The following is a 21,293-nucleotide window of genomic DNA, read 5'->3' on the forward strand; positions in this document are numbered from 1 at the left end:
TCACCACGTGACACCACCGTCACCCGACACCCGCACCGAGTCACCGGCCCACAACCACACGTGCTGCCCGGCCCTGGCGATGGTGACCGCCCCGCTGGCGTCGGCATCCGCCGCACAGCCGAGCGCGGTGGCCTCGGTGGTGGCGGTGACCTTCGCCGCGGGCATGCTCGCGATCTGCACGCCGTCGCACGACGCGATGCCGGTGCGCGCGAGCGTGTAGGTGTTGCCGGCGTCGGCGAGGGACCGGACGCCGTCGATCGGCGCAGCGACCCACGCCCCGGTGCCGGATCGCCACTGGACCTCGCCGTCGCAGGTGACGGCGGTCGTGTAGGTGCCCTGGAAGACCTCGATCGGGTCCGGGCAGGGCGCGTCGACGGTGCCGCTCTTCAGGAGGAGACCGTCGGTCCCGATGGCGGCGCCGGCCGCTCCGTCCGGACCGTCCTTCCACGTGGCACCGTCGTCCGTGCTGGTGCGGACGGTGGGCGCGCAGTCGTCACCGGTGCCGGCGACGACGGCGACGCCGGTGGTGCTGGCGCGGAGCGCCAGCACGGTGCTCACACCGTCACCGAGACCGACGGAGGTCCACGATCTCCCGCCGTCCACGGTGTGCTGCAGCACCGCCTCGTCACCGCCACAGGTCCCACTGGAGGCTCGCCATGCCTCCAGACCGTTGGTGGCGGACAGCAGGTGGTGGCCGGGCGTGACCATCGCTGCGGTCCCGCTGGTGGCGGTTGGCTGCGGAGCAGCCGTGCCGGTCCCTGTCGGGATCGGGGTGCTGGAGAAGGTGGGGATGGGACCGGCGGTGCCGTTCGTCGAAGGCGCGGTGCGCGCGACGGCGAGACCGACCAGGACCACGTCGATCACCACGAGGGCGACGACGACGATCCCGACCCAGACGAGGGTGCGACGCGAGATCGCTCGGCCGAGGCTGCTGGATCCCCGGCGCGGGCTCACGTGGAGACCGCCCTCACCGCTCCGCCTTCCGGAGCGCTCCGACGCGACCGCGGCGAGCCTGCTTCGGCGGCTTCGGGGCGTCTTCCTCGTCGATGCCGTACCCGTAGGCGTAGCCGTACCGGCCGTAGCCGTAGGCCCCGGGTCCCCTGGTCGGCATCATCGTCATCACGAAGCCGGCGATCGGGGCCCCGACGTTCTGGAGCGACTGGACGGCGCCGGCGAGCTGGCCCTTCATGGTCCGTCCGGAGGCCACCACGACGATCGCGCCCGATGCCTTCTTCGACAGGATCGCGGCGTCCGTGACGGGGAGCAGCGGCGGGGCGTCGAACAGCACGTAGTCGAACTGCGCCTCGAGGCGCTCGATGAGCAGGCCCATTGCCTGCGAACCGAGGAGCTCGGACGGGTTCGGCGGGATCTCGCCGGCCGGCAGGACGACCATGTTGCCGCGGCCCCACGGGACGGCGACGTCCTCGAGTGCGGCACGGCCGATGAGGACGTCGGTCAAACCGGCGCCGCCCTCGAGGTCCATGTACTGGGCGACGCGGGGACGACGCAGGTCGGCGTCGATGAGGATGACCTTGTAGCCGGCGCTGTCGAGGGCGATCGCGAGGTTCGCGACGGTGGTGCTCTTGCCCTCGGACTGGACGGACGAGGTCATCACGAACGTGCGGGCGTCGCTGCCGATGTCGACGAACTGCAGGTTGGTGCGGAGCGTGCGGAAGGACTCGGCCCGGGGGCTGCGCGGGTCGACCTGCACGATGAGCGGCCGCTCCGAAGCCTTGTTGTCGAAGGCGATGCCACCGACGATCGGCTTGTCGCTGATCTTCTCGATATCCGCCTCGGTGCGCACCCGGTTGTCGAGGGTCTCGCGCAGGACGGCCAGGCCGACACCGAGCGCCAGGCCGACGAGCAGGCCGAGGACGACGTTGACGGGCACGTTCGGGCTGATCGGGGTGCTCGGGACCTGGGCTTCCTTGACCCGGGTGAGCTTCACCGTGCTGGCGCCGTTGGCGTCGGTGGCCTCGATGTTCTGCACGACGTTCGTCAGGCTCTGCGAGGTCGCGTTCGCGATGTCGGCGGCCTGGACGGGGTCGGTCTCGTTGACGGTGATGGCGATGAGCGTGGTGTTCGTCGGGGCATCGGCGGTGACGAGCTTCGCGAGCTCGTCCGCGCTCATGTCGAGCTTCAGGCTCGAGATCACCGGCAGCAGGACGATCGGTGTCGTGACGAGGTTCGAGTACGTCAGGACCCGCTGCTGCGTGAAGGTGTTGCCCTGTGCGAGGTCGCTCGCGCTGCCGCTCGTCTGCGTGGAGACGAACACCTGGGCCGAGGCGGAGTAGACCGGCTTCTTGAGCACCGAGAAGCCGGCAGCGGCGGCGACGCCGACCAGCGCCAGCACCAGGATGAGCACCCATCCCTTGCGCAGCACCGTGATGTAGTCGCGTAGCTCCACGCGCCTGCCTTTCCCCTGGAGATCGCCGGCCGTCGCGGTGTCCCGTCGCGAGCGAGCCGGGATTCTCCCAGCATTCGGCAGGGAAATACTGCCACACGCATGAGTCGCACTCGTGTCGGCTCGTGGTCGCACCGCGTTCCGTGTCCCGTACGGTGACACCATGCAGCCCGAACCGGATGTCCAGGCACCCGCGCGGGACCGCACGCTCATCGTCGTGTTCATCGCGATCGTCGTCGCGGTGGTCCTGACGCGGATCGTTGGTGCTGTCGCACGAACTGGGGGTCTGCCGAGCCCGGTCGCGCAGGTGCTGGCGAGCGATCTCGCCGTGTGGGTGCCGCTCGTGATCGGAGCGGTCGTCGCCCTGCGAGGGACGCGTGCCGTCCGCCCGCTCTTCCGGCTCGACCTGGCCGACGTGGTCGCGGCGATCGGCATCGTGGTCGTCTGCCGGGCCGTGGACGCCGGGATGTCGCTGTCGTTCTTCGGGACGACCGGCCTCACTCCGGCGCCAACCCTCGGGAACCTCTCCGTGGTCCTCCTGCTGGTGGCGGCGATCGGCACCTGCATCGTGAGCCCGGTCGTCGAGGAGCTCGTGTTCCGCGGGATCCTGCAGCGCCGACTCGCTGACGCGCTCACACCGCGGACGCGGTTCCTGGCGGTGGTCGTGACGGCGTTCGTGTTCGCGATCGTGCACGTGGTGATCGGTGCGGGCGGATCCACCCTCGGCGGCTTCGAGGTCTTCGTCACGACGTTCCTGCTCGGGCTGCTCACCGGCACGCTGGTGGCGATGACGGACCGGATCGGTGGAGCGATCCTGGCGCACGCCGTGTTCAACGCCGTGGCGGTCGTCGCCACCTGGCCGCGCTGATCGCCCCGTATTCTGGGGGTGCTGCGGCCCGGTGTCGCGACCTAGCGTTGATCGCGAGGACTCCGAACACCAGGTGTGTCCCGAACCAGGACACGACGGGCCCGGGATCAGGGCTGTGAGCGGAGGCGGCCCCATGCACACGACGACCCGGTTCCGGCAGCGCTGGTCGCTCAGCCCGCTCATGAAGCAGGCCCCGCTCGCCCTCCTCGTCGCGATGGCGACCGTCCTCTCCCTGACGCTCCCCGAGCTCAGGGTGACCGACGAGGGCGGGCTGTTCGCCGCGATCGCGTTGACGATCGTCGCCACGCTCTGGTCCGCGGTGGTCGGCGTCCGCGGCGGCTCGAACTCGCCGCTGGTCAACATCGTGCCGGCGATCGACTTCCTCGCGCTCGGGTTGTTGCGCTGGTCCACCGGTTCGTCGACGTCGGTGTTCACCGCGCTCGTCGTGCTCCCCGTGGTGTGGCTCGCCGCGCAGGAGGGCCGGCGATTCATCCTGTACTCCGCGCTCGGCACGGCGGTCGTGATCCTGACGCCGTTCCTCTTCGGTGGCGGCGCCGCCGACCCCACCACCGAGTTCGTCCGGCTCGGCGTGGTGCTCATCGCGTACGGCACGCTCGCGATCGTGGTCAACCAGCTCAGCCGCCTGCACGGCGCGCAGCTCCGGCGGTCGCGCGACCGGGAGGCAGTGGTCCAGGCCGAGATCGAGCGGGCTGCCGAGATCCAGCGTTCGCTGCTCCCCCGGTCGGTCGGGCAGGTCCCGGGTTACCGCGTGGCCGGGACGTGCCTGCCCGCCAGGAGCGTCGGCGGCGACTTCCTGGACTGGTACGAGACGGACGGCGGGCTCACGCTGACGCTCGGCGACGTGATGGGCAAGGGCGTCGGCTCCGCGCTCCTCGCGGCCGCGGTCCGCGCCGTGCTGCGCAGCGCCCGCACCGAACCGGATCCCGCTGCTGCGGTGCACCGGGCATCGCAGGGCCTCGCGGTCGATCCAGACCATGTGGAGACGACGGCCGGCTTCACGACGCTGTTCCATGCCCGGATCGACGGTGACGTGCTGCGGTGGGTCGACGCCGGCCACGGGCTGACGGTGATCGCGCGGCGGGACGGTTCGGCGGAGCGGCTCGCGTCTTCGTACCTGCCGATCGGCCTGGGGCTCGAGGAGGTGTGGACGACGGCGGAGACCCGACTCGGACCGGACGACGTGCTGGTGTGCATCAGCGACGGCGTGCTCGACCTGTTCGGTGGTGAGCTCGACACGATCGACCGCGTCGCCGCGATCGCACGCGAGGACACCAGCCCCGGAGCGATCGTCGAGCGCCTCATCGCACTCGCCCGGTCGATGGACCACGACGACGACGTCACCGTGGTGGCGCTGCGACGGGATGCCGTCGCAGTGGCACCGGAGCGGACCGGCGCGACGGGGCAGCTCGTCAGCGCATAGCGGTCAGTTCGAGGTCGGTGCTGCGCGGCCGGCTCGAGGTCGGTGCGGCGCGGTCAGCTCGAGGTCGGTGCGACTACCGGGCCGCGCGGATGACGTCCGGCAGCACCCGGCTGAGGCGGTCGGCGAGTGCGGCCTTGGCCTCGTCGAGCGTGCGGTAGTCGCCGACGTACTGCCCGAAGGTGTCGGACACGAAGTAGTGCGCGCCCTGCTGGTCGACGGTGCCGCCGTAGTACCCGCCGTAGTTCGCGGCCCACAGGCCGGTGTCCGGGCGCGACCAGATGATGCGCGCCTGGGTCGGGGTCGACGGCGTGACGACCTCTGCTTCGATCGCGGTGATGACCTCGATCGTCTCGGTGTCCAGCTTCGCCTCGGTGTCGGGGCGGTGGGACTCGGCGATGCTCATGGTTCCTTCCTCAGGACGTACAGGGGTGTGGTGCTCTTTGACTAGTCGACCGGGCGGATGACCGGCGGCAGCATGATGTGCAGCTGGTCGGCGAGGTGGCCCTGGGCGTCTTCGAGCGAGGTGAACTCGCCCACGACGAGGCCGAACGTGTCGGAGGCGACGTAGCGGCCGTCGCGCTTGTCGACCGAACCGCCGAAGTAGCCGCCGTAGTTGGCGATCCACTCGCCGGCGTCTTCCTGCGTCCAGGTGAGCTTGGCGCGAGCCGGCCGCGAGGCACTGACGGTCTCGGCTTCGAGGACGGCGATCGTGTCGACGGTGTCGGTGTCGAGGGTCACGTCACGCTGCGTCTTCGTGCTGCTGTCGGTCATGCTCATCGCGCTGCTCCTGTCACGTTCCGGGGTACATCCTGCGGTCCTCAAACCGTATGGCGCCGGCCCATCCGCTCGCCAGCTGCCCCCGTCGATTCACGGGTTCTGTTCATGCGGACCATCGTCAGTTCCCGGATTCGCGGGACGGTGCGACGCGTTTCCGGGGTACACGTCCCCCACCGGGGTACTCGCTCAGCGGACAGTCCACCGGGTCATCGGACCGGGCGCGATCCCGTCGCCTGGTCACGCATCATCGACAGACCGCCGGTACCGCTCGATCTCCGCATCGATCGCCCGCCGGGGGATGTACCGCTCCGCGAAGACCGCGGTCGCCGCACCGAAGGACAGGAGCACGATGCCGATCACCAGTCCGAGGAGCACGCCGTCCCGGTGCCAGGTGTCCGGCCAGAGCGCTGGGAGCACCAGCCCGAGTCCGATGAAGGTGACGGTGTACACGACCGTGAGGAGCCAGTGGGGTGCACGCCGCGGGAAGACCTGTCGAACCCGACGCTCGGCGACCACCACGAACACCCAGGCCGTGGCGACCCACAAGGTCGTCGGCATCCACCGGCCCACGAGTACCAAGACGCCGAACGTGACGACGATCCCGGCGGCGCACCAGCACAGCCAGGTCACGGTCCCGGCCCTGGCTCCGCGACGTCCGGTCATGCGCCGATCATCCCCACGTCTCGACGGTACGCCCCGGGGGTCATGCCGACCAGCGGGGAGAACTGCTCGATGCACTGGCTCGTCGTCGCCCAGCCGCACGCCGCCGCGGTGTCCGTCACCGACCACCCCTGCGCGAGCAGCACCAGCGCCCGGTGCACCCGGAGCTGCAGCCGCCACTGCCGGTACCCCATGCCCGTCTCGTCGCGGAACAGTCGTGTCAGCGTCCGCTCCCCGACGCCCGTCTGCCGCGCCAGGGCACCGAGCGACCACGGCGTGCTCAGGTCGCGTTCGACCAGGGCGACGACGCGGCGCAGCCGCACGTCGTGCGCCTCCGGCAGGTGCAGCGGCTGCTCCGGCGCGGACGCGACCTCGTCCACGATGACCGCCCGCAGGTGTGAACGCGCCGTCTCGGAACGCGGCACCTGCGCGGTGGCGGCGAGCAGGGCCTCCCGTGCGAGCGGGGTGACCGCCAGGACCGCGGGCCCGGACGGCAGGGACGCGGCCGCGTCCGCGTCGAGGTACACGACGCGCATGTCGGTCTCCCCGTGGGCGCGGTGCCGGTGCTCGGCGCCGGCCGGCACCCACGCGACGCGGTTGGGCGGGCCGATCCAGGCGCCGTCGTCGGTGATGAGCGACAGGACGCCGCTGGCGGCATGCACCAGGTGGCCGCGGGTGTGCGTGTGCGGGGTGGTCGTCTCCGCGTGGTCGAAGTGGAACGCCGCCTCGGCCCGGTCGTCGGTCAGCCGGACGTCGATCACCTGATCGGCAGGGAGGCGGGTTTTCGACATCAAACGGCAGTGTACGTGTTCCGGGCAAGGGGCGGCGGGTGGTCGGATGATGGCATGACCTCGACCGCTTCCGTCCCGCTCCCCGTGACCGTGCCTCCGCCCGCGCGGCGCCGTCGGGTGCTCGCCGCCTGGTACGTCGGCGCTGGGCTGCTGCTCATCGCGATCAACCTGCGCATGGGCGTCGCCTCGGTCGGGCCGGTGCTGACCGCCGTCGAGCGGTCGCTGCACCTCACCCCGTCGGCGGCGAGCCTGCTCACCACGATCCCGGTGTTCGCGTTCGGGGCGTTCGCGTTCCTGACGCCCGTGCTGACCAGGCGGGTGGGGCTGCACCGGCTGCTCGGACTCACGATGGCGGTGCTCGCGCTCGGCATCGCGCTCCGATTCGAGCCGCAGGGGTGGGCGCTGTACGGCGGAACGGTGCTCGCGGGGGCGGCGATCGCGGTCGCGAACGTGCTCATGCCGGCCGCGATCAAGAGCGACTTCGCCCACCGGGTCGGGCTGATGATGGGGCTCTACTCGACGATGCTGTTCCTCAGTGCCGCGGTCGCGTCGGCCACGGTCGTGCCCCTCATGGCGGCGTTCGGCGGGTCGTGGCGACCGGCGTTGGCGTTCTGGGCGCTCCCCGCGGTGCTGGCGTTCCTGGTGTGGCTACCGCGTGCGCTGCAGAACCCGGGGCACGTGCGCGTCGCAGGACAGACCCGCGCGGCCGATGCTCCGTCCGAGGCCGGCGAGCCCCGGATGACGGCACTCCTCCGCGATCCGGTGGCGATCGCCGTGACGGGGTTCATGGGGTTGCAGAGCCTGTCGTACTACGCGTTCTTGACCTGGGCACCGACGGTGTTGCAGGACGCCGGCGTCTCCGCGCACACGGCGGGGCTGATGCTGGCGTACTCGAGCCTGCCCGGGATCCTCACGGGCATCGCGGGGCCGGCGATCGCCCGGCGCATCCGGCCGTCGTGGGTGCCGGTGCTCGTGGTCGTCGTGCTCTGCATGGCGGGGTTCGTCGGGCTCGCGGTCGCACCGGCCACGGGGGCATGGGTGTGGATGACGCTGCTCGGCCTCGGGCAGGGCGGGGCGATCAGCCTGTCGCTCAGCTACATCGTGTGGCGCTCCCCCGATGCCAGGCACACGGCGCACGTGTCGACGATGGCGCAGGGCATCGGGTACCTGCTCGCCGGGCTCGGGCCGCTCGGGATCGGGCTGCTGCACACCGCGACGGGCGGGTGGACGGTGCCCATCGGGGTGCTGCTGGCGCTGCTCGTCGTCCAGGGGTTCGCCGGCGCTGCCGCCAGCCGCGACCGCCACGTGCTCGCCCGCCACTGAGCGCGCGGTGTCGAGCGCGCGCCAAGTCGAGCGCGAGCGGCCCCGCACGGCATCGAGGGAACAGAAAACGTCGGGTCTCCGCGGACGACCCGACGTTTTCTGTTCCCTCGATTACCGGCGGCCGACGCGGCAGCGTCAGGCCGCCCGCCGGGCTGCCCCCGCGCTACACGACCGCGCGCAAGGCGTCGGCGATCGTCGCCAGCGCCCGGTCGATCTCGTCGGCGACGCGGGCGTGCGTCGACTCCGAGCGACGGTAGGGGTCGTCGACGTCGTCGTCAGCGGGGTCGACCGGCGGCGCGACGGTGCCACGGAGTCGGGCGACCCGCTCGACGAGCGCCTCCGGGGAGTGCACGTCGGCGAGGTCGGACGGCTCGAGCCCGTCGAGCACCCGCGCGAACTGCTTGATCGTGAACGCACGCTTTGCGGCCCGCGGCGCGAGGCGGACGACGTCGGCCCGGTGCGAGCGCTCAGCGGTCAGCACGAGGTCGGCGCCGACGGCGATCGACTCCGTCAGGTAGCGCGACCGGTGTGCGGACGGGTCGCCGCCGAGCCGGACGGACTGCGCGGCGGCCGTGCCGTCCATGGCCATGTCGTCCTGGGCGATGGTGCCGGCCGACTCGATGACGTACGACGACGCCACCGAGCCGAGCCGAGCCTCCAGGACCTGTGCGCCCAGCGGTGACCGACAGATGTTGCCACTGCAGACGAACAGGATCCGCATCGTCAGGCCGCGTCCTGGCCGAGCAGGTCGTGACGGACGACGATCGCGTCACGACCGGGGCCGACGCCGATCGCCGAGATGCGTGCGCCGGACATCGCCTCGACCGCCAGGACGTACGCCTGGGCGTTCGCGGGGAGGTCCTCGAACGAACGGGCACCCGTGATGTCCTCGGTCCAACCGGGGAAGTCCTCGTAGATCGGCTTCGCGTGGTGGAAGTCCGACTGCGAGACGGGGACCTCGTCCACGCGTTCGCCGTCGACCTCGTACGCGACGCACACGGGGATGGTCTCCAGCCCGGTCAGCACGTCGAGCTTCGTGAGCACGAAGTCCGTCACGCCGTTGATGCGCGCCGTGTACCGGGCGATCGGGGCGTCGTACCAGCCACAGCGACGCGGACGACCGGTCGTGGTGCCGAACTCGAAGCCGTTCGCGCGGAGGAACTCCCCCGACTCGTCGAACAGCTCGGTCGGGAACGGTCCGGCGCCGACGCGGGTCGTGTACGCCTTGACGATGCCGATGACGCGCTGGATCTTTCCCGGGCCGATGCCCGAACCGGTCGCCGCGCCACCCGCGGTCGCCGACGAGGACGTGACGAACGGGTACGTGCCGTGGTCGACGTCGAGCATGGTCGCCTGGCCAGCCTCGAACAGGACGGTCTCACCGCGCTCGAGGGCACGGTGGATCTCGAGGGCCGTGTCCGCGACCATCGGGCGCAGGCGCTCGGCGAAGGACAGCAGCGACTCGACGACCTCTTCGGGGTCGATCGCGCGACGGTTGAAGACCTTCACCAGCAGGTGGTTCTTCTGGTCAAGGGCTGCTTCGACCTTCTGGCGCAGGATGTTCTCGTCGAAGATGTCCTGGATGCGGATGCCGACGCGGTTGATCTTGTCCGCGTAGCTCGGGCCGATGCCACGACCGGTGGTGCCGATCTGCCGCTTGCCGAGGAAGCGCTCCGTCACCTTGTCGATGGTGCGGTGGTAGTGGGTGATGACGTGGGCGTTCGCCGAGACGCGGAGCTTCGAGACGTCGACGCCGCGGGCCTTCAGCGCGTCGAGCTCCTGGAAGAGGACCTCGAGGTCGACGACGACGCCGTTGCCGATCACGGGCGTGACACCGGGGGTCAGGATGCCGGACGGCAGCAGGTGGAGCGCGTACTTCTCGCCGCCGACGACCACGGTGTGCCCGGCGTTGTTGCCGCCGTTGAACTTGACGACGTAGTCGATGCGGCTGCCGAGGAGGTCGGTCGCCTTCCCCTTGCCCTCGTCACCCCACTGGGCGCCGATGATGACTGCTGCGGGCATCTGGTTCTCCTCACGTTGGCGGAGGACCTCACGCGACCGTCGGGCCGGTGGTCCACCCGAGTCTATCGGACGGCCACTTCCTCGCTACCTGCGCCGAGGCACCGGAACCGACGTAGCCGACGGCCGCATCGGCCGACGCGACCGCAGGAACGACCAGGAGGCACGGTGCCAGCTGGCACCGTGCCTCCCGTCGCTCTCATCCACGGCCGCGACCCGATCGCGTCCGCGCGTCTCTTCTGCCGGGGATCAGGACCGGAAGAAGTCTGCGTAACTCGGGTTCGTCATCGGGGCGTTGTGGCCCGGCTCGGCGAGCCGTTCGTTGACCATCGCCTGGATCACGTCCGGCGGGGTCAGGCCACGACGGCGCCACTCGACTGGGTTCTGCCGGAGCTGCGACAACGTGTTCTGCATGGTCACCACCGTGCCACCGATTTACTAGTTTGTCTAACTACATATCCGCGACACGCATCCCGGCCGATCGAGGGAACAGAAGACGTCGGGCTGGATGACCCGACCCGACGTCTTCTGTTCCCTCAGTGGGGCGCGCGGCGCACCCCTACTTGCGCGTCACCTTCGCGGTGGACGCCGAGGTCGCGGTGCCGTCCTGGTACCCCTTCGCCGACGCGGTCACCCGCACCTGGAAGCGGTGCCCGACGTCACCGGTGCCCAGCTTGTACTTCGCGCCGTCCGCGCCCGAGACGACCTCGCCGTCACGCAGCCACTCGTAGGAGTAGCTGACGCCGCGGGCGTTCCAGGAGCCGTGCTGCGCGGTCAGCTTCTTGCCGACCTTCGGCGTGCCGGACACCGTGACCGCGCTGCCCTCGCGGAGCGCCAGCTTCGGCGCAGCGACCGTCGCCGACACCGTGTCCACCTGGTCACCGACCGCGTTGTGCAGGTGCAGCAGCAGGACGCTCGCGGACGAGGTACCGGCGGAGCGGGTCACCGGGATCGAGCCGCTGTCCGGGAAGAGGACTCCCCCGAACGACAGCGCCGGTGCGGACGGGTCGAACGTCGCGGACTTGGTGTCGTCGACCACGTACGAGCCGCTCGTCGCGAGTGCCGGTGCGTACGCCGACTCGGTGAGCACCGAGTAGTCGAACGCGCCGGTGACACCGATCGCCTCCTGCGAGACGGTCAGCACCTTCACCGCGCTGTCGAACGTGTTGACGTCATGACCCGGTGCCCCGCCGTTGAGCGGCTGCGAGTCGAGCGTCTCGCCCGTGGCGAGGTCGATCGTCGTCGCGAACGTGGCGTCCACCGTGGCCGACTTGGCGTCGTACACCAGGTAGTCCGGCGTGCCGTCACGGTCGGCGTCGATGAGCACCTCGACGTTGGTCACGGCGCCGGGGTTCGCGTCGGGACCGGTCGTCTGGACGCCGAACGCCAGCGTGCCGTCCGACGCGTTCGCGCCGTAGGCCCTGATGTCCGCCGCCTGGAGCGACTGCTTCGCCGAACCGTCCGGGAACGACTCCTGCGGGTCGGTCCCGCCGAGGACGAACGGGGCCACGAGGGCGCCGGTCACACCGCGGCCGGCCAGGGCGATCGACGACTCGGCCGAGTCGCTCTCGAAGGACACGTCCGAACCGTGCACGGCGCTCACGGGCTTCGGCGCGGCGTAGGTGCCGATCCGCAGCGGGTTGAACTTCTTGTCGGTCGGCGTGAACGTGACGAGACCGGTCGCAGCGGAGACGAACTCGCGCTGGTACCCGAGCGTCGTCGACTCCTGGGTCGGGTCGATGGTGCGCCCGACCTTCGTCGGGTCGGCGATCGTCATCGTCAGGGTGACGGTGGCGGTGCCGTGCGGCACGACCGTGACGCGCTGCTTGTCGATCGAGAACGCGACGCCGGCCTGCGCGACGCGGGACTCGTAGGCCACGTCGTACGTGTGCGGCCGACCGTCGGTGTTCTTGATCTGCAGCGTGCGCTTCTCGGTGGTCGGCGAGGCGACCTCGACGACACCGAACGACGCCGTGACGAGCTGGTCGTTCTCGACGCTGCGCACCGTGGTGCCGGCGGTGACCGCCTGCAGCGCGTCGACACGGCCGGTCCCCTGCCGCAGCAGGGTCGCGTTCCCGTCGCCGTCCCGCACGTCGTGCGTCGCGGTGTTCATGATCGTCGCCTTCACGTCCGGCGCCGACCACGTCGGGTGCGACTCGAACGTCAGCGCGGCGATGCCCGCCACGTCCGGCGTCGCCATCGAGGTGCCGCTCATCGACATGCGGCCATCACCGGTGCCGTTGGCCGCGGAGATCACGTTGACCCCGGGGCCGGCGACGTCCGGCTTGACGATGTCGTCGAACGACCCGTGGACACCACGGCTGGTGAACTGCGCGAGCGTGTTCACGGCATCGGCGTCGGTTGCGAGCTGGAAGCCCTTGAGCTCGTCGGCGAACTTCACGTGCAGGGTCCCGGCCTGGGCAGCGGACTGGAGGCTCGCAGCACTGTCCGCCGTCAGCTCGGCACCCGGGATGGTCGCGTTCCCCGCGATCCCGCTGTCGAAGGTGTTGATCGTCCCGGCGAGCAGGACGCCGACGCCGCCGGCTGCCTGCACGTTGTTGAAGCGGACACCGGAGCCGCACTCGAGCGCACCGTCCGTCCACTTCAGCGAGACGACCTTGCCCTTGACCTTCGCGGCCTCGTCCGCGCTGAACGCGGCGCAGCCGTCGACGTTCGTGGTCGGGACGACGACGTCGCCCTCGACCGGCAGCGCGCCCTGGTAGTTCTGCGAGTACTGCGCACGGTAGGTCTTCGCGACGTCAGCGGGAGCGGTCGCCTGGACGCCGTCGTAGAGGCTCTGGCCGGTGGCGCTCGCGGCGACCGTCAGGGCTCCTTCGGCGTTGCCCGGCGAGCCACCGATGTCGGTGAAGTCGTCGGCGTTGCCCGAGGCGATCACCGGCAGCACACCGCGGGCGGTGAGCGCGTCGATCTTGGCGTTGTCGGGGTCGTCCGGTGCACCGTAGTCGGAGCCGAGCGACAGGTTGAGGACGTTGATGTCCTTGCCCTCGGTCAGTGCCTGGCCGACCCAGTCGAGCGCGGCACCGGTGACGTCGGTCGAACCGCCGCCGTCACCGAAGACCTTGAGGGCGTAGAGCCCGGCCTCCGGTGCGGTGCCGGGGCCGATCCACATGTCCTGCACGGACTGCGTGGTCAGCTTCTTGTAGTCCCCCTCGAAGGTCTTCTTGTCGGCGTCGAGGCCGTACCCGGCGATGGTGCCGGAGACGTGGGTGCCGTGGTCGCCGCCCTTGCCGTCGATCGGGTTGTCGTCGGGCTTCGGGGTCGGGTCGTAGGCCGGGGAGGCCGGGTCCGCGTTGTACGTGGGGCCGGCGAAGTCGTAGCCGCCGAGGAACTTCTTCGCGTCGAACCAGCTCGGGTCCGGCGCGCTCGAGCTCGCGAGCGCCTGCTCGTACGCCTCCGTCGTGCCGGGGCCGCCGAAGTCCGCCTGCGTGTAGTCGAGGCCGGTGTCGAGCACGGCGACGTTCACGCCCTTGCCGGTGTGGCCGGTCTGCTGCCAGGCGTCGAGGGCGCGCGTGTAGACGTCGCTCGCCGCGTTCTTCGGGCTGACGCCGTCGGCGCCGGGCTTGACGGCGTCGGGGTCGACGCCGCTCGGAGCCGCGTCGGCGCGCTCGCTGACGGTCGGGTCGACGATCTTCTTCGGCGTGAGCGGGATGACGCTCTCGACGTCGGAGCGTTCCGCGACCTTGCGGAGCGCTGCCACGTCGGCCACGACGGCGACACCGGGGACGGTGTACTCGGTCGTGTAGAGCTCGGTCGCATCGGCGTCGGCGGACTGCACGGCGTCGCGGACGTCCTCGGTCGTCGACTTGATCGCCGACAGCCGCTGCTTCGCGGCGCCGGACGGGCTCTTCGACTGCGTGAGGTCACCGCCCTTCGCCTTGGCGTCCACGGCGAGCGCCCCCTCGCCGGTCGTCCGCACGAAGGCGGCGATCGTCGTCTGGGGCTTCGCGCTCCGCAGCGGTGCCGACAGCTTGAGGTCGGCCGATGCGACGCCGGCCGGCGCGGCAGACGCCGTGCCACCGACGGCGAGACCGCCGCAGGCGAGGGCTCCGGCCGCGACGAGTGCGGTGACGACTCGGGTCATGCGTCTCGGGTTGGGGGTGTTCGGGTCCTGTGTTGCACGGTTCACTGGGCGCACTCCTGGCTCCGTCCGTGTTGCTGGGGAATTGCTCAGAAGCTATGTGCTGCTGCTCAGGTGCGGGAGTCGGCACTTTGGGGGACGTCCCCCGTTCGGGGGTACCCCTTCCTGCGATCTTGCACAGTGGTGTGCAAGTTATTACGATGGGCGGCGTGACCAGTCCTGACGCCCCAGTCCGCGCTCCGCGCCGCGATGCGACCGAGAACCGGGCCGCACTGCTCGACGCCGCGAAGACCGCCCTGCAGCGGGACCCGGACGCCTCGATCGAGTCGATCGCAGCCGTCGCCGGGCTCTCCCGCCGTGCGGTCTACGGACATTTCCCCTCCCGCGACGACCTCGTCCGCGCCGTCGTCACCGCCGGGGCGTCCCGGATCGCCGCCGCGATGCCGACCTCCTCGGACCTCCGCGACCTGCCCCCTGCCGCCCGCATCGCCGCCATCGCGGTCACCCTCTGGTCCGAGGTCTCGCACGTCCGCTCGATGGCCCGCATCGCCGTCAGGAGCCCGTTCGGCGAGTCCGTCGCCGAGGTGTTCGCACCGCTCCGGGCGCAGGTCCGCGATGCGTGCGCGCTCGGGATCGCCGAGGGCTCGATGCGCGACGACGTCGACGCCGCCACGCTCGGCCGGCTGGTCGAGGGGGCCTGCATCGCCGTCCTCGACGAAGCCACCCGTTCCGCCACCCCGGACGACGAGGGGCGCAGGATGGTCGTCATCTCGGCACTCGGGATGGCCGGCATCGACTGGCGCACCGCACTCCTCACCGAACCCATCAGCTCCGAAGAGGACCTCGCATGACCACGCTCGAGATCGACCACGCCGGCATCGGCGAGGAACCGGGCGCAGCCCTCCCCGTCGTGTCCGCCGTCGCCGGACCCCACCGTCCGGGCATCGTCGCCGTCGAGACCGAGCAGGCGCCCGTGCTGGCGTCCCTCGTCGCCGGCGGCCGCATGAAGCCCGAGACGGGCCGGGTGCTCGTCGACGGACACGACGATCCCGCGGCGATCCGACGGGCGTTCGCGCTCGTGGACACCCCCGGGATCGCCGAGCCCTTCCCCGTGATGACGCTTCGCCGGATCGTGCGCGAAGAGCTCGCGTTCGCCGAGCGTCGTCCCTCCCGCGAGCACGTCGACACCGTGCTCGACGAACTCGGCATGACCGCCTACGCCGACACCCACGTGCAGCGCGTCCCCACCGACGTCCGCGTGCGGCTGCTCGTCGAGCTCGCACTGCTCCGCGACGGCGTCACCGGCCTCGTGATCACCTCCCCGGAGCGCCACGGCGGCTCCGTCGAGGGCTGGTTCGCCGTCGTGCGGGACGTCGCGATGCGCGGCGTCACCGTCCTGCTCGTCACCTCGAAGGCCGCGGCGGCCACCGCCGAGCGCCTCCTGGCGACCATCCCCGTACCCACAGAAGACGTGCCCGCGGAAGGCACGACCGAAACCGACGGTCCCGATGACGCGACCCGGACCGACGGAGGCGAGCCGAGCCTCCCGTCCGACCACATGGAGACCCGCTCGTGACCACCACCTCGCTCATCCGCGCGGAACTCGCGCGACTCACCGCGACCCCGCTCGCACGGCTCGCGTTCATCGCGCTCATGGTCGTGCCGCTGCTCTACGGCGGCGCATACCTGTGGGCGAACCGCGACCCCTACGCCAAGCTCGACCAGGTCCCGGCCGCGATCGTCAACCAGGACGCCGGTGCCACGCTCGACGGTGACACCGTGAACTACGGCAAGGACGTCACCAAGCGCGCCATCGACGGCGGCGACTTCAAGTGGTCGAAGACGTCTGCGGCCGACGCCCGGTCCGGCGTCCGGAACGGCACCTACGACTTCGTCGTGACGATCCCGCACGACTTCTCGGAGTCCCTGGTGTCGGCGCAGTCGAACGACCCGAAGCGTGCCGAGCTCGTGATGACGACGGCGGACACGAACTCGTACCTCGCCTCGACGATCGCGGAGCAGGCGGGCAAGACCATGCGCACGGCCGTGGCCGAGCAGGTCGGCAAGAAGGCCGCGAAGACGCTGCTCGTCGGGCTCGCCGACGTGCGCGACAGCCTCGGGGACGCGGTCGACGGCGCCGGGCAGCTCGCCTCCGGTGCGACCACGGCGAGCTCCGGCGCTGATCAGCTCGCTTCGGGCACGTCGCAACTGAAGGACGGTGCGTCACAGCTCGCATCGGGCACCGCCTCGCTCCCCGCCCAGACGGCGAAGCTGAACGACGGGGCGCAGCAGGTCGCGTCGGGTGCCGGATCCTTGTCATCGGGGCTGCAGTCCGCGAAGGACCAGACCGCCGCCCTGCCGTCACAGACCGCGGCACTCGCCGACGGTGCCGCGAAGGTCGCCGCCGGCAACAAGACGCTGGCGGACGCCACCGACCCGGCGCTCGCGTTCCTCGACGACGTGTCCGCGCAGAAGGTCGTCGACGCGATCGCAGCACGTGCCGCCGAGCAGGGTGTGACGATCACGCCGGAGGTGCAGGCGGTCCTGGAGGCAGGTGTCCAGCAGCAGCTCGACGACCCGAAGGTGCAGGCCGACCTCGCGACCGCGAAGACCCAGCTCCAGCAGGTCGACCAGCTGCGGGACGGCTCGCAGCAGGTGTCCGACGGCGCGTCGCAGCTCGCTGCCGCGGCACCCACCCTGAGCTCCGGGATCGCGACCGCCGCGTCCGGTGCGTCGACGTTGTCGGGCGGGGCGTCGCAGGTCGCTTCCGGGACCTCGGCACTGGCCGCCGCTGCGCCGACGCTGTCGAACGGCGCAGCGACCCTGGCGTCCGGCACCGCGACCGCGGACGACGGCGCGCAGTCCCTGGCGACGGGGCTGCACTCGCTGCGGGACGGCGCATCGACGCTGGCGTCCCAGCTCGACGAGGGCCGGACGAAGATCCCGGCGTCGAACGCGTCCGAGCGTGAGTCGCAGGCGTCGGTCATCTCCGACCCGGTGAAGGTCGGCGACGACAACGTGGCGGCGGCGGACAACTACGGTGCCGGACTGGCCCCGTTCTTCATCTCGCTGGCGGCGTGGATCGGCATGTACGCGCTGTTCCTCATCCTCAAGCCGATCTCCAAGCGGGCGATCACGGCGGTGCGGAAGCCGCTGCAGATCGTCCTCGGCGGGTGGCTCACGCCCGTGGTGCTCGGGGTCGTGCAGATGGTGGCGCTGTTCTTCATCGTGCGGTTCGCGCTCGACCTGAACGTGGTGCACGCCGGGGCGACGATCGGGGTGATGGTGCTGGCGTCGGCGACGTTCGCCGCGATCCTGATGGCACTCAACGTGCTGCTCGGGTCCGTCGGGCAGTTCCTCGGGCTGGTGCTCATGCTCGTGCAGCTCGTCACAGCGGGCGGCACGTTCCCCTGGCAGACGCTCCCCGGGCCGTTGGCGGCGCTCCACTTCGCGCTGCCGATGACGTACTCGGTCGACGCACTCCGGCAGACGATGTACGGCGGGTCGATGGGTGCGGCGTGGTCGGACGCGGGGACGCTGGCGTGCTGGCTCGTCGGTGCGCTGCTCGTCACCTTCGTGGTCGCTGCCCGCCAGGGACGATCCCGGACGCTGCGCGACCTGCGCCCGAGCCTGATCGGGTAGGGGGTGGGGGCCGGGGTCGCCCGGCCCCGCCGCGCTCCCGTGGCGCGCCCGAGCGAGCATCGAGGGAACAGAAAACGTCGGGTCGACAGGCGCTACCCGACGTTTTCTGTTCCCTCGACGGCACGGCGGAGGGGGGCGCGGCGCGGGGCGCGGGAGCGGGTCAGGAGTGGGGGCGGCGGCCGAGCGGAGTGGTCGCCAGGGAACCGCCGAGCCACCGGGCGTCTTCGTCTGGGAGATCGTCGATCGCGTCTGCGTCGAGCACGGCGCCCGCGTCGTCGCGCGGGTGGAAGCCGATGGCCTCGCCCGCGCCGAGGTCTGCCGGAGATCCCGAGTTCCTCGACAGCGCCCAGACGACGTGGTGCCCGGGCTCGGTGAGGTCGACGGCCGCGAGGACGAGCCGGACGAGGTCATCGGGCGAGGTCCACATGAGCAGCGCCCGTCGCGACGAGGGCTGCTCTCCGAACGCACCGATCCGCGCGGAGACGATCGACATCCCGTACCGGTCGGCGAACAGACTGCCGAGGAGCTCCATACCGGCCTTCGTCACGCCGTAGAACGAATCCGGCCGTGGGACTCGGTCACCGGGCACGCTTGCGATGGGCACGTCCTCGGAGACCCGGCCGACGGCGTGGATCGAGCTCGCCTGCACGACTCGCAGGACGCCGTTCGCCGCTGCCCGCTCGAGGACGTTCTTCGTGCCGGTGAGGTTCGCTGCGACCAGCGAGTCCCAGTCGGCCTCGGTGGGTATCCCGGCGAGGTGCACGACCGTGTCCACGCCGACGAGGGCGTTCTCGAGTGCGTCCTCGTCGTTGACCGACCCCGGTACGAACCGCTCCCCGTCGACGACCGCGTCGACGGGCACCCGTTCGTCGAGGAGCACGAGGTCGTGACCGGCAGCACGCAGGCGAGGACGGAGACTCGAACCGATCCTGCCTGCGGCCCCGGTGATGAGCAGCGTCGCCATGCACCGGACGCTACCCGCGCTTGCCCAGCAGTGCGGCGAGGTGCGCCAGGATCGCCGACCCGTGCACGGTCAGGTCGGACTTCGTCCAGCGCAGCACCGTCCAGCCCAACCGCTCGAGCTCCCGGTACCGGCGGATGTCCGCCGCCCACTGCCCTGGGTCGGTGCGGTGGTGGTCCCCCTCGTACTCGATCGCGATGCGCCGCTCCGGGTACGCCATGTCGACGCGCCCGACGAAGTACCCGCGTTCGTCGAAGACGTCGACCTGCAGGTCGGGCTCCGGAAGCCCGGCCCGGACGATGAGCAGGCGGCACCGGGTCTCTTGCGGTGAGCCGGGTCCGACCCGGATGAGCTCGAGCGCCGCACGGAGCCGTTGCGCGCCGCGACAGGACCCGTGCAGCGCGAGCACCCGTCGCAGTTCCGCTGCTGTCGTCGCGCACCGGGGTTCCGTGACGATCGCGTCGCCGAGGGCCACGAGGTCGTCCAGGCCGAGCAACGATCCGCACTCGACCCAGCAGGAAGCCGGAGTGCTGGACGGCATGCCCCACCGCTGCCGGACCTGTGCTCGTTCGGGAGTGGCGCGGTGCCCGACGACCCCGCTACGGCGCATCTGCCCCGCCGGTCGGATGCTGCTGATGTGGACGCGATCGTCGAGGCCGCGTGGAAGCGGGAGCTCCCACAACGTTGCGGCCGAGACGTGACTGACGAATTGTCCGTGAAGGAGCACGGGGCGGAACGCCCTGATGCGTTCGACACCCTGCGGCGGAGCAGCGCTGTGCCACCGGACGGAGCGGGTCGGACGTTCGAGGTCGAGTCGGCGGAGTCGTTCGCGCGACACCCCCGCACGGTCGGCGGCGTGCACGTCGAACGACCGCGTACGGAGCGGTGGTGGAAGCGGTCGTGGGCGCATCCCGCCACCGTTGCGCAGCTCCGGACGCACCATCCGCCGGAAGTGCGACTCCGTGGAGAACCGGCGCCGAGCCTCCCGTGTGGAGAACTCGCCACCCACCCAGCGCACGCCTCCCTGGGATCGAGGGAACAGAAATCGTCGGGTGGTGGATGCCGACTCGACGATTTCTGTTCCCTCGATCCCGCCCTGGAGGAGACAGGAGGGAGCGACAGCGCGTCGGACACCGATACGATCGCAGGACGCAAGCCGGAGGTCGATGCTGACTATGGGAGACGCGAAACCCGCGACCATCTACGACGTCGCTGCCCGGGCGGGGGTGTCGAAGTCGCTCGTCTCGCTCGTGCTGCAGCGCTCCCCTCGGGTGAGCGACGGACGACGAGCCGCCGTGCTCAAGGCCATCCAGGAGCTCGACTACCGTCCCTCCACCGCGGCCGTGTCGCTCGCGGGGACCCGCAGCCGCACGATCGGCGTCGTGCTGGACGACTTCCGCAACCAGTGGTTCGTGGACCTGCTCACCGGCCTCCGCGAGTCGCTGCAGGACCAGGGGCACCGCCTCGTCGTGGCCGACCGGTTCCTCAACACCGGACTCGACGCCTCCCCGGTGGAGGGGTTCCTGTCCATGCGCGTCGAGGGCATCGTCATCGCCGGCGAACCGGACACCGACCTCGCGATCCCCGCATCGACCCCGCTCGTCATCGCCGGCGGCCGGGTCTCGATCCCGCGCGCCGACACCGTGGCGAACGACGACCGTGCCGGCGGACGGATGGCCGCCGAACACCTCGTCGGCCTCGGGCACACCCGACTCGGGTTCGTCGGAGCCCGTTCGGCGGCCGCGACCGAACGCCTCGCGGGGTTCCGCGACGGCGTCGGCGAGGCAGCCATCGTGCACGTGTCGACCCTGCCGGAGGAACTCACCGAGGACGCCGGCTTCCGTGCCGCCACCGCGCTCTTCGACGAGCACCCCGACGTGACGGCGGTGTTCGGCGCGAACGACGTGATGGCGCTCGGCGCGATGTCGTCCCTCGCCGAGCGCGGACTCCGCGTTCCCGAGGACGTCTCCGTCATCGGCTACGACGACACCCCCGTCGCGGCGACGCGGTACGTGGGCCTGACGAGCATCGACGACCGCAGCGTCGAGATCGGCCGAGGCGCCGGCGAACGCCTGCTCGCCCGCATCGCCGACCCGTCGCTGGCCGCGACGGAACTGCTGGTGGAGCCCCGCCTGGTCGCCCGCCGCACCACCGCCGAGCGCTGACACGGCCCGTCCGCGGCCCGTCCACGGCCGTGAGATCGCACTCCGTGTCGGTATCGCCGCGGCGGTACCGACACGGAGTGCGATCTCACCGAACGGGCGCGGCGCGGCGCGGCGCGACGCGGCGCGTCCACGCGGCGCGGGCG

The 21,293-nt window shown here is 71.1% G+C and carries 19 protein-coding genes; 7 read left to right on the plus strand and 12 right to left on the minus strand.

Annotation, left to right across the window (positions count from 1 at the left end; all coding sequences use genetic code 11):
* Both ACO0E1_RS05365 and ACO0E1_RS05370 read right to left on the minus strand, forming a co-directional pair.
* A complete protein-coding gene (locus ACO0E1_RS05365) occupies positions 1-954 on the minus strand; it encodes a WD40/YVTN/BNR-like repeat-containing protein (protein WP_422873245.1) in 954 nt (317 codons plus the stop codon).
* 13 nt (positions 955-967) lie between these two features.
* Positions 968-2,407, minus strand: coding sequence for a tyrosine-protein kinase domain-containing protein (locus ACO0E1_RS05370; RefSeq protein WP_422873246.1), 1,440 nt, complete (start codon positions 2,405-2,407; stop codon positions 968-970).
* A 160-nt stretch (positions 2,408-2,567) separates the two neighbouring features.
* On the opposite strand from ACO0E1_RS05370, the gene ACO0E1_RS05375 reads away from it, so the two are divergent.
* Both ACO0E1_RS05375 and ACO0E1_RS05380 read left to right on the plus strand, forming a co-directional pair.
* A complete protein-coding gene (locus ACO0E1_RS05375) occupies positions 2,568-3,272 on the plus strand; it encodes a CPBP family intramembrane glutamic endopeptidase (RefSeq protein ID WP_422873247.1) in 705 nt (234 codons plus the stop codon).
* A gap of 133 nt (positions 3,273-3,405) precedes the next feature.
* Positions 3,406-4,713, plus strand: coding sequence for a PP2C family protein-serine/threonine phosphatase (locus tag ACO0E1_RS05380; protein ID WP_422873248.1), 1,308 nt, complete (start codon positions 3,406-3,408; stop codon positions 4,711-4,713).
* A gap of 73 nt (positions 4,714-4,786) precedes the next feature.
* Here the strand turns inward: ACO0E1_RS05380 and ACO0E1_RS05385 are convergent, their stop codons facing one another.
* The 4 genes from ACO0E1_RS05385 to ACO0E1_RS05400 all read right to left on the minus strand — a co-directional run bounded on the left by ACO0E1_RS05385 (position 4,787) and on the right by ACO0E1_RS05400 (position 6,941).
* Entirely contained in the window at positions 4,787-5,116 is a 330-nt protein-coding gene (locus ACO0E1_RS05385; protein ID WP_422873249.1) for a hypothetical protein, read from the minus strand.
* A 41-nt stretch (positions 5,117-5,157) separates the two neighbouring features.
* A complete protein-coding gene (locus ACO0E1_RS05390; RefSeq protein WP_422873250.1) occupies positions 5,158-5,490 on the minus strand; it encodes a hypothetical protein in 333 nt (110 codons plus the stop codon).
* Positions 5,491-5,727: 237 nt separating this feature from the next.
* Entirely contained in the window at positions 5,728-6,153 is a 426-nt protein-coding gene (locus tag ACO0E1_RS05395) for a hypothetical protein (protein ID WP_422873251.1), read from the minus strand.
* Positions 6,150-6,941, minus strand: a complete 792-nt coding sequence (locus ACO0E1_RS05400; protein ID WP_422873252.1) for an AraC family transcriptional regulator — start codon at positions 6,939-6,941, stop codon at positions 6,150-6,152. Before ACO0E1_RS05400 ends, ACO0E1_RS05395 begins: the two co-directional genes overlap by 4 nt.
* A 54-nt stretch (positions 6,942-6,995) precedes the next feature.
* Here ACO0E1_RS05400 and ACO0E1_RS05405 point away from each other — a divergent pair, with 54 nt between their 5' ends.
* Entirely contained in the window at positions 6,996-8,264 is a 1,269-nt protein-coding gene (locus ACO0E1_RS05405; RefSeq protein WP_422873253.1) for an MFS transporter, read from the plus strand.
* Positions 8,265-8,427: 163 nt separating this feature from the next.
* Here the strand turns inward: ACO0E1_RS05405 and ACO0E1_RS05410 are convergent, their stop codons facing one another.
* The 4 genes from ACO0E1_RS05410 to ACO0E1_RS05425 form a co-directional block, all read right to left on the minus strand.
* Positions 8,428-8,985 carry an arsenate reductase/protein-tyrosine-phosphatase family protein gene (locus ACO0E1_RS05410; protein ID WP_422873254.1) on the minus strand — a complete coding sequence of 186 codons (558 nt, stop codon included), beginning with the start codon at positions 8,983-8,985 and terminating at the stop codon, positions 8,428-8,430.
* 2 nt (positions 8,986-8,987) lie between these two features.
* Positions 8,988-10,286 (minus strand): adenylosuccinate synthase, encoded by a 1,299-nt coding sequence (locus tag ACO0E1_RS05415; protein ID WP_413602887.1) that lies wholly within the window; start codon positions 10,284-10,286, stop codon positions 8,988-8,990.
* Positions 10,287-10,532: 246 nt separating this feature from the next.
* The gene (locus ACO0E1_RS05420; RefSeq protein ID WP_281266854.1) at positions 10,533-10,697 is read right to left on the minus strand and encodes a hypothetical protein; all 165 of its coding nucleotides are present in this window, start codon (positions 10,695-10,697) and stop codon (positions 10,533-10,535) included.
* A 145-nt stretch (positions 10,698-10,842) separates the two neighbouring features.
* Positions 10,843-14,385: a S8 family serine peptidase gene (locus ACO0E1_RS05425; RefSeq protein ID WP_422873255.1), complete on the minus strand. Its 3,543-nt coding sequence runs from the start codon at positions 14,383-14,385 to the stop codon at positions 10,843-10,845.
* A gap of 206 nt (positions 14,386-14,591) precedes the next feature.
* On the opposite strand from ACO0E1_RS05425, the gene ACO0E1_RS05430 reads away from it, so the two are divergent.
* Genes ACO0E1_RS05430 through ACO0E1_RS05440 form a run of 3 tightly spaced genes read left to right on the plus strand, consistent with a single transcriptional unit; the run spans position 14,592 to position 18,024 of the window.
* The gene (locus tag ACO0E1_RS05430) at positions 14,592-15,233 is read left to right on the plus strand and encodes a TetR/AcrR family transcriptional regulator (RefSeq protein WP_422873256.1); all 642 of its coding nucleotides are present in this window, start codon (positions 14,592-14,594) and stop codon (positions 15,231-15,233) included.
* The gene (locus ACO0E1_RS05435; protein WP_422873257.1) at positions 15,230-15,958 is read left to right on the plus strand and encodes a P-loop NTPase family protein; all 729 of its coding nucleotides are present in this window, start codon (positions 15,230-15,232) and stop codon (positions 15,956-15,958) included. The genes ACO0E1_RS05430 and ACO0E1_RS05435 overlap by 4 nt, the downstream gene beginning before the upstream one ends.
* Complete coding sequence (locus ACO0E1_RS05440) at positions 15,955-18,024, plus strand: YhgE/Pip family protein (RefSeq protein WP_422873258.1); 2,070 nt, start codon at positions 15,955-15,957, stop codon at positions 18,022-18,024. The genes ACO0E1_RS05435 and ACO0E1_RS05440 overlap by 4 nt, the downstream gene beginning before the upstream one ends.
* Positions 18,025-18,184: 160 nt before the next feature.
* Here the strand turns inward: ACO0E1_RS05440 and ACO0E1_RS05445 are convergent, their stop codons facing one another.
* Positions 18,185-18,988 (minus strand): NAD-dependent epimerase/dehydratase family protein, encoded by an 804-nt coding sequence (locus tag ACO0E1_RS05445; protein ID WP_422873259.1) that lies wholly within the window; start codon positions 18,986-18,988, stop codon positions 18,185-18,187.
* A gap of 10 nt (positions 18,989-18,998) precedes the next feature.
* Positions 18,999-19,526: an endonuclease domain-containing protein gene (locus ACO0E1_RS05450; RefSeq protein ID WP_422873260.1), complete on the minus strand. Its 528-nt coding sequence runs from the start codon at positions 19,524-19,526 to the stop codon at positions 18,999-19,001.
* A 634-nt stretch (positions 19,527-20,160) separates the two neighbouring features.
* Between ACO0E1_RS05450 and ACO0E1_RS05455 the strand changes: the two genes are divergently transcribed.
* Positions 20,161-21,150 (plus strand): LacI family DNA-binding transcriptional regulator, encoded by a 990-nt coding sequence (locus ACO0E1_RS05455; RefSeq protein ID WP_422873261.1) that lies wholly within the window; start codon positions 20,161-20,163, stop codon positions 21,148-21,150.
* The last annotated feature ends 143 nt before the right edge of the window (positions 21,151-21,293 follow it).

Source organism: Curtobacterium guangdongense (assembly GCF_049341845.1).
Classification (GTDB): Bacteria; Actinomycetota; Actinomycetes; order Actinomycetales; family Microbacteriaceae; genus Curtobacterium; species Curtobacterium guangdongense.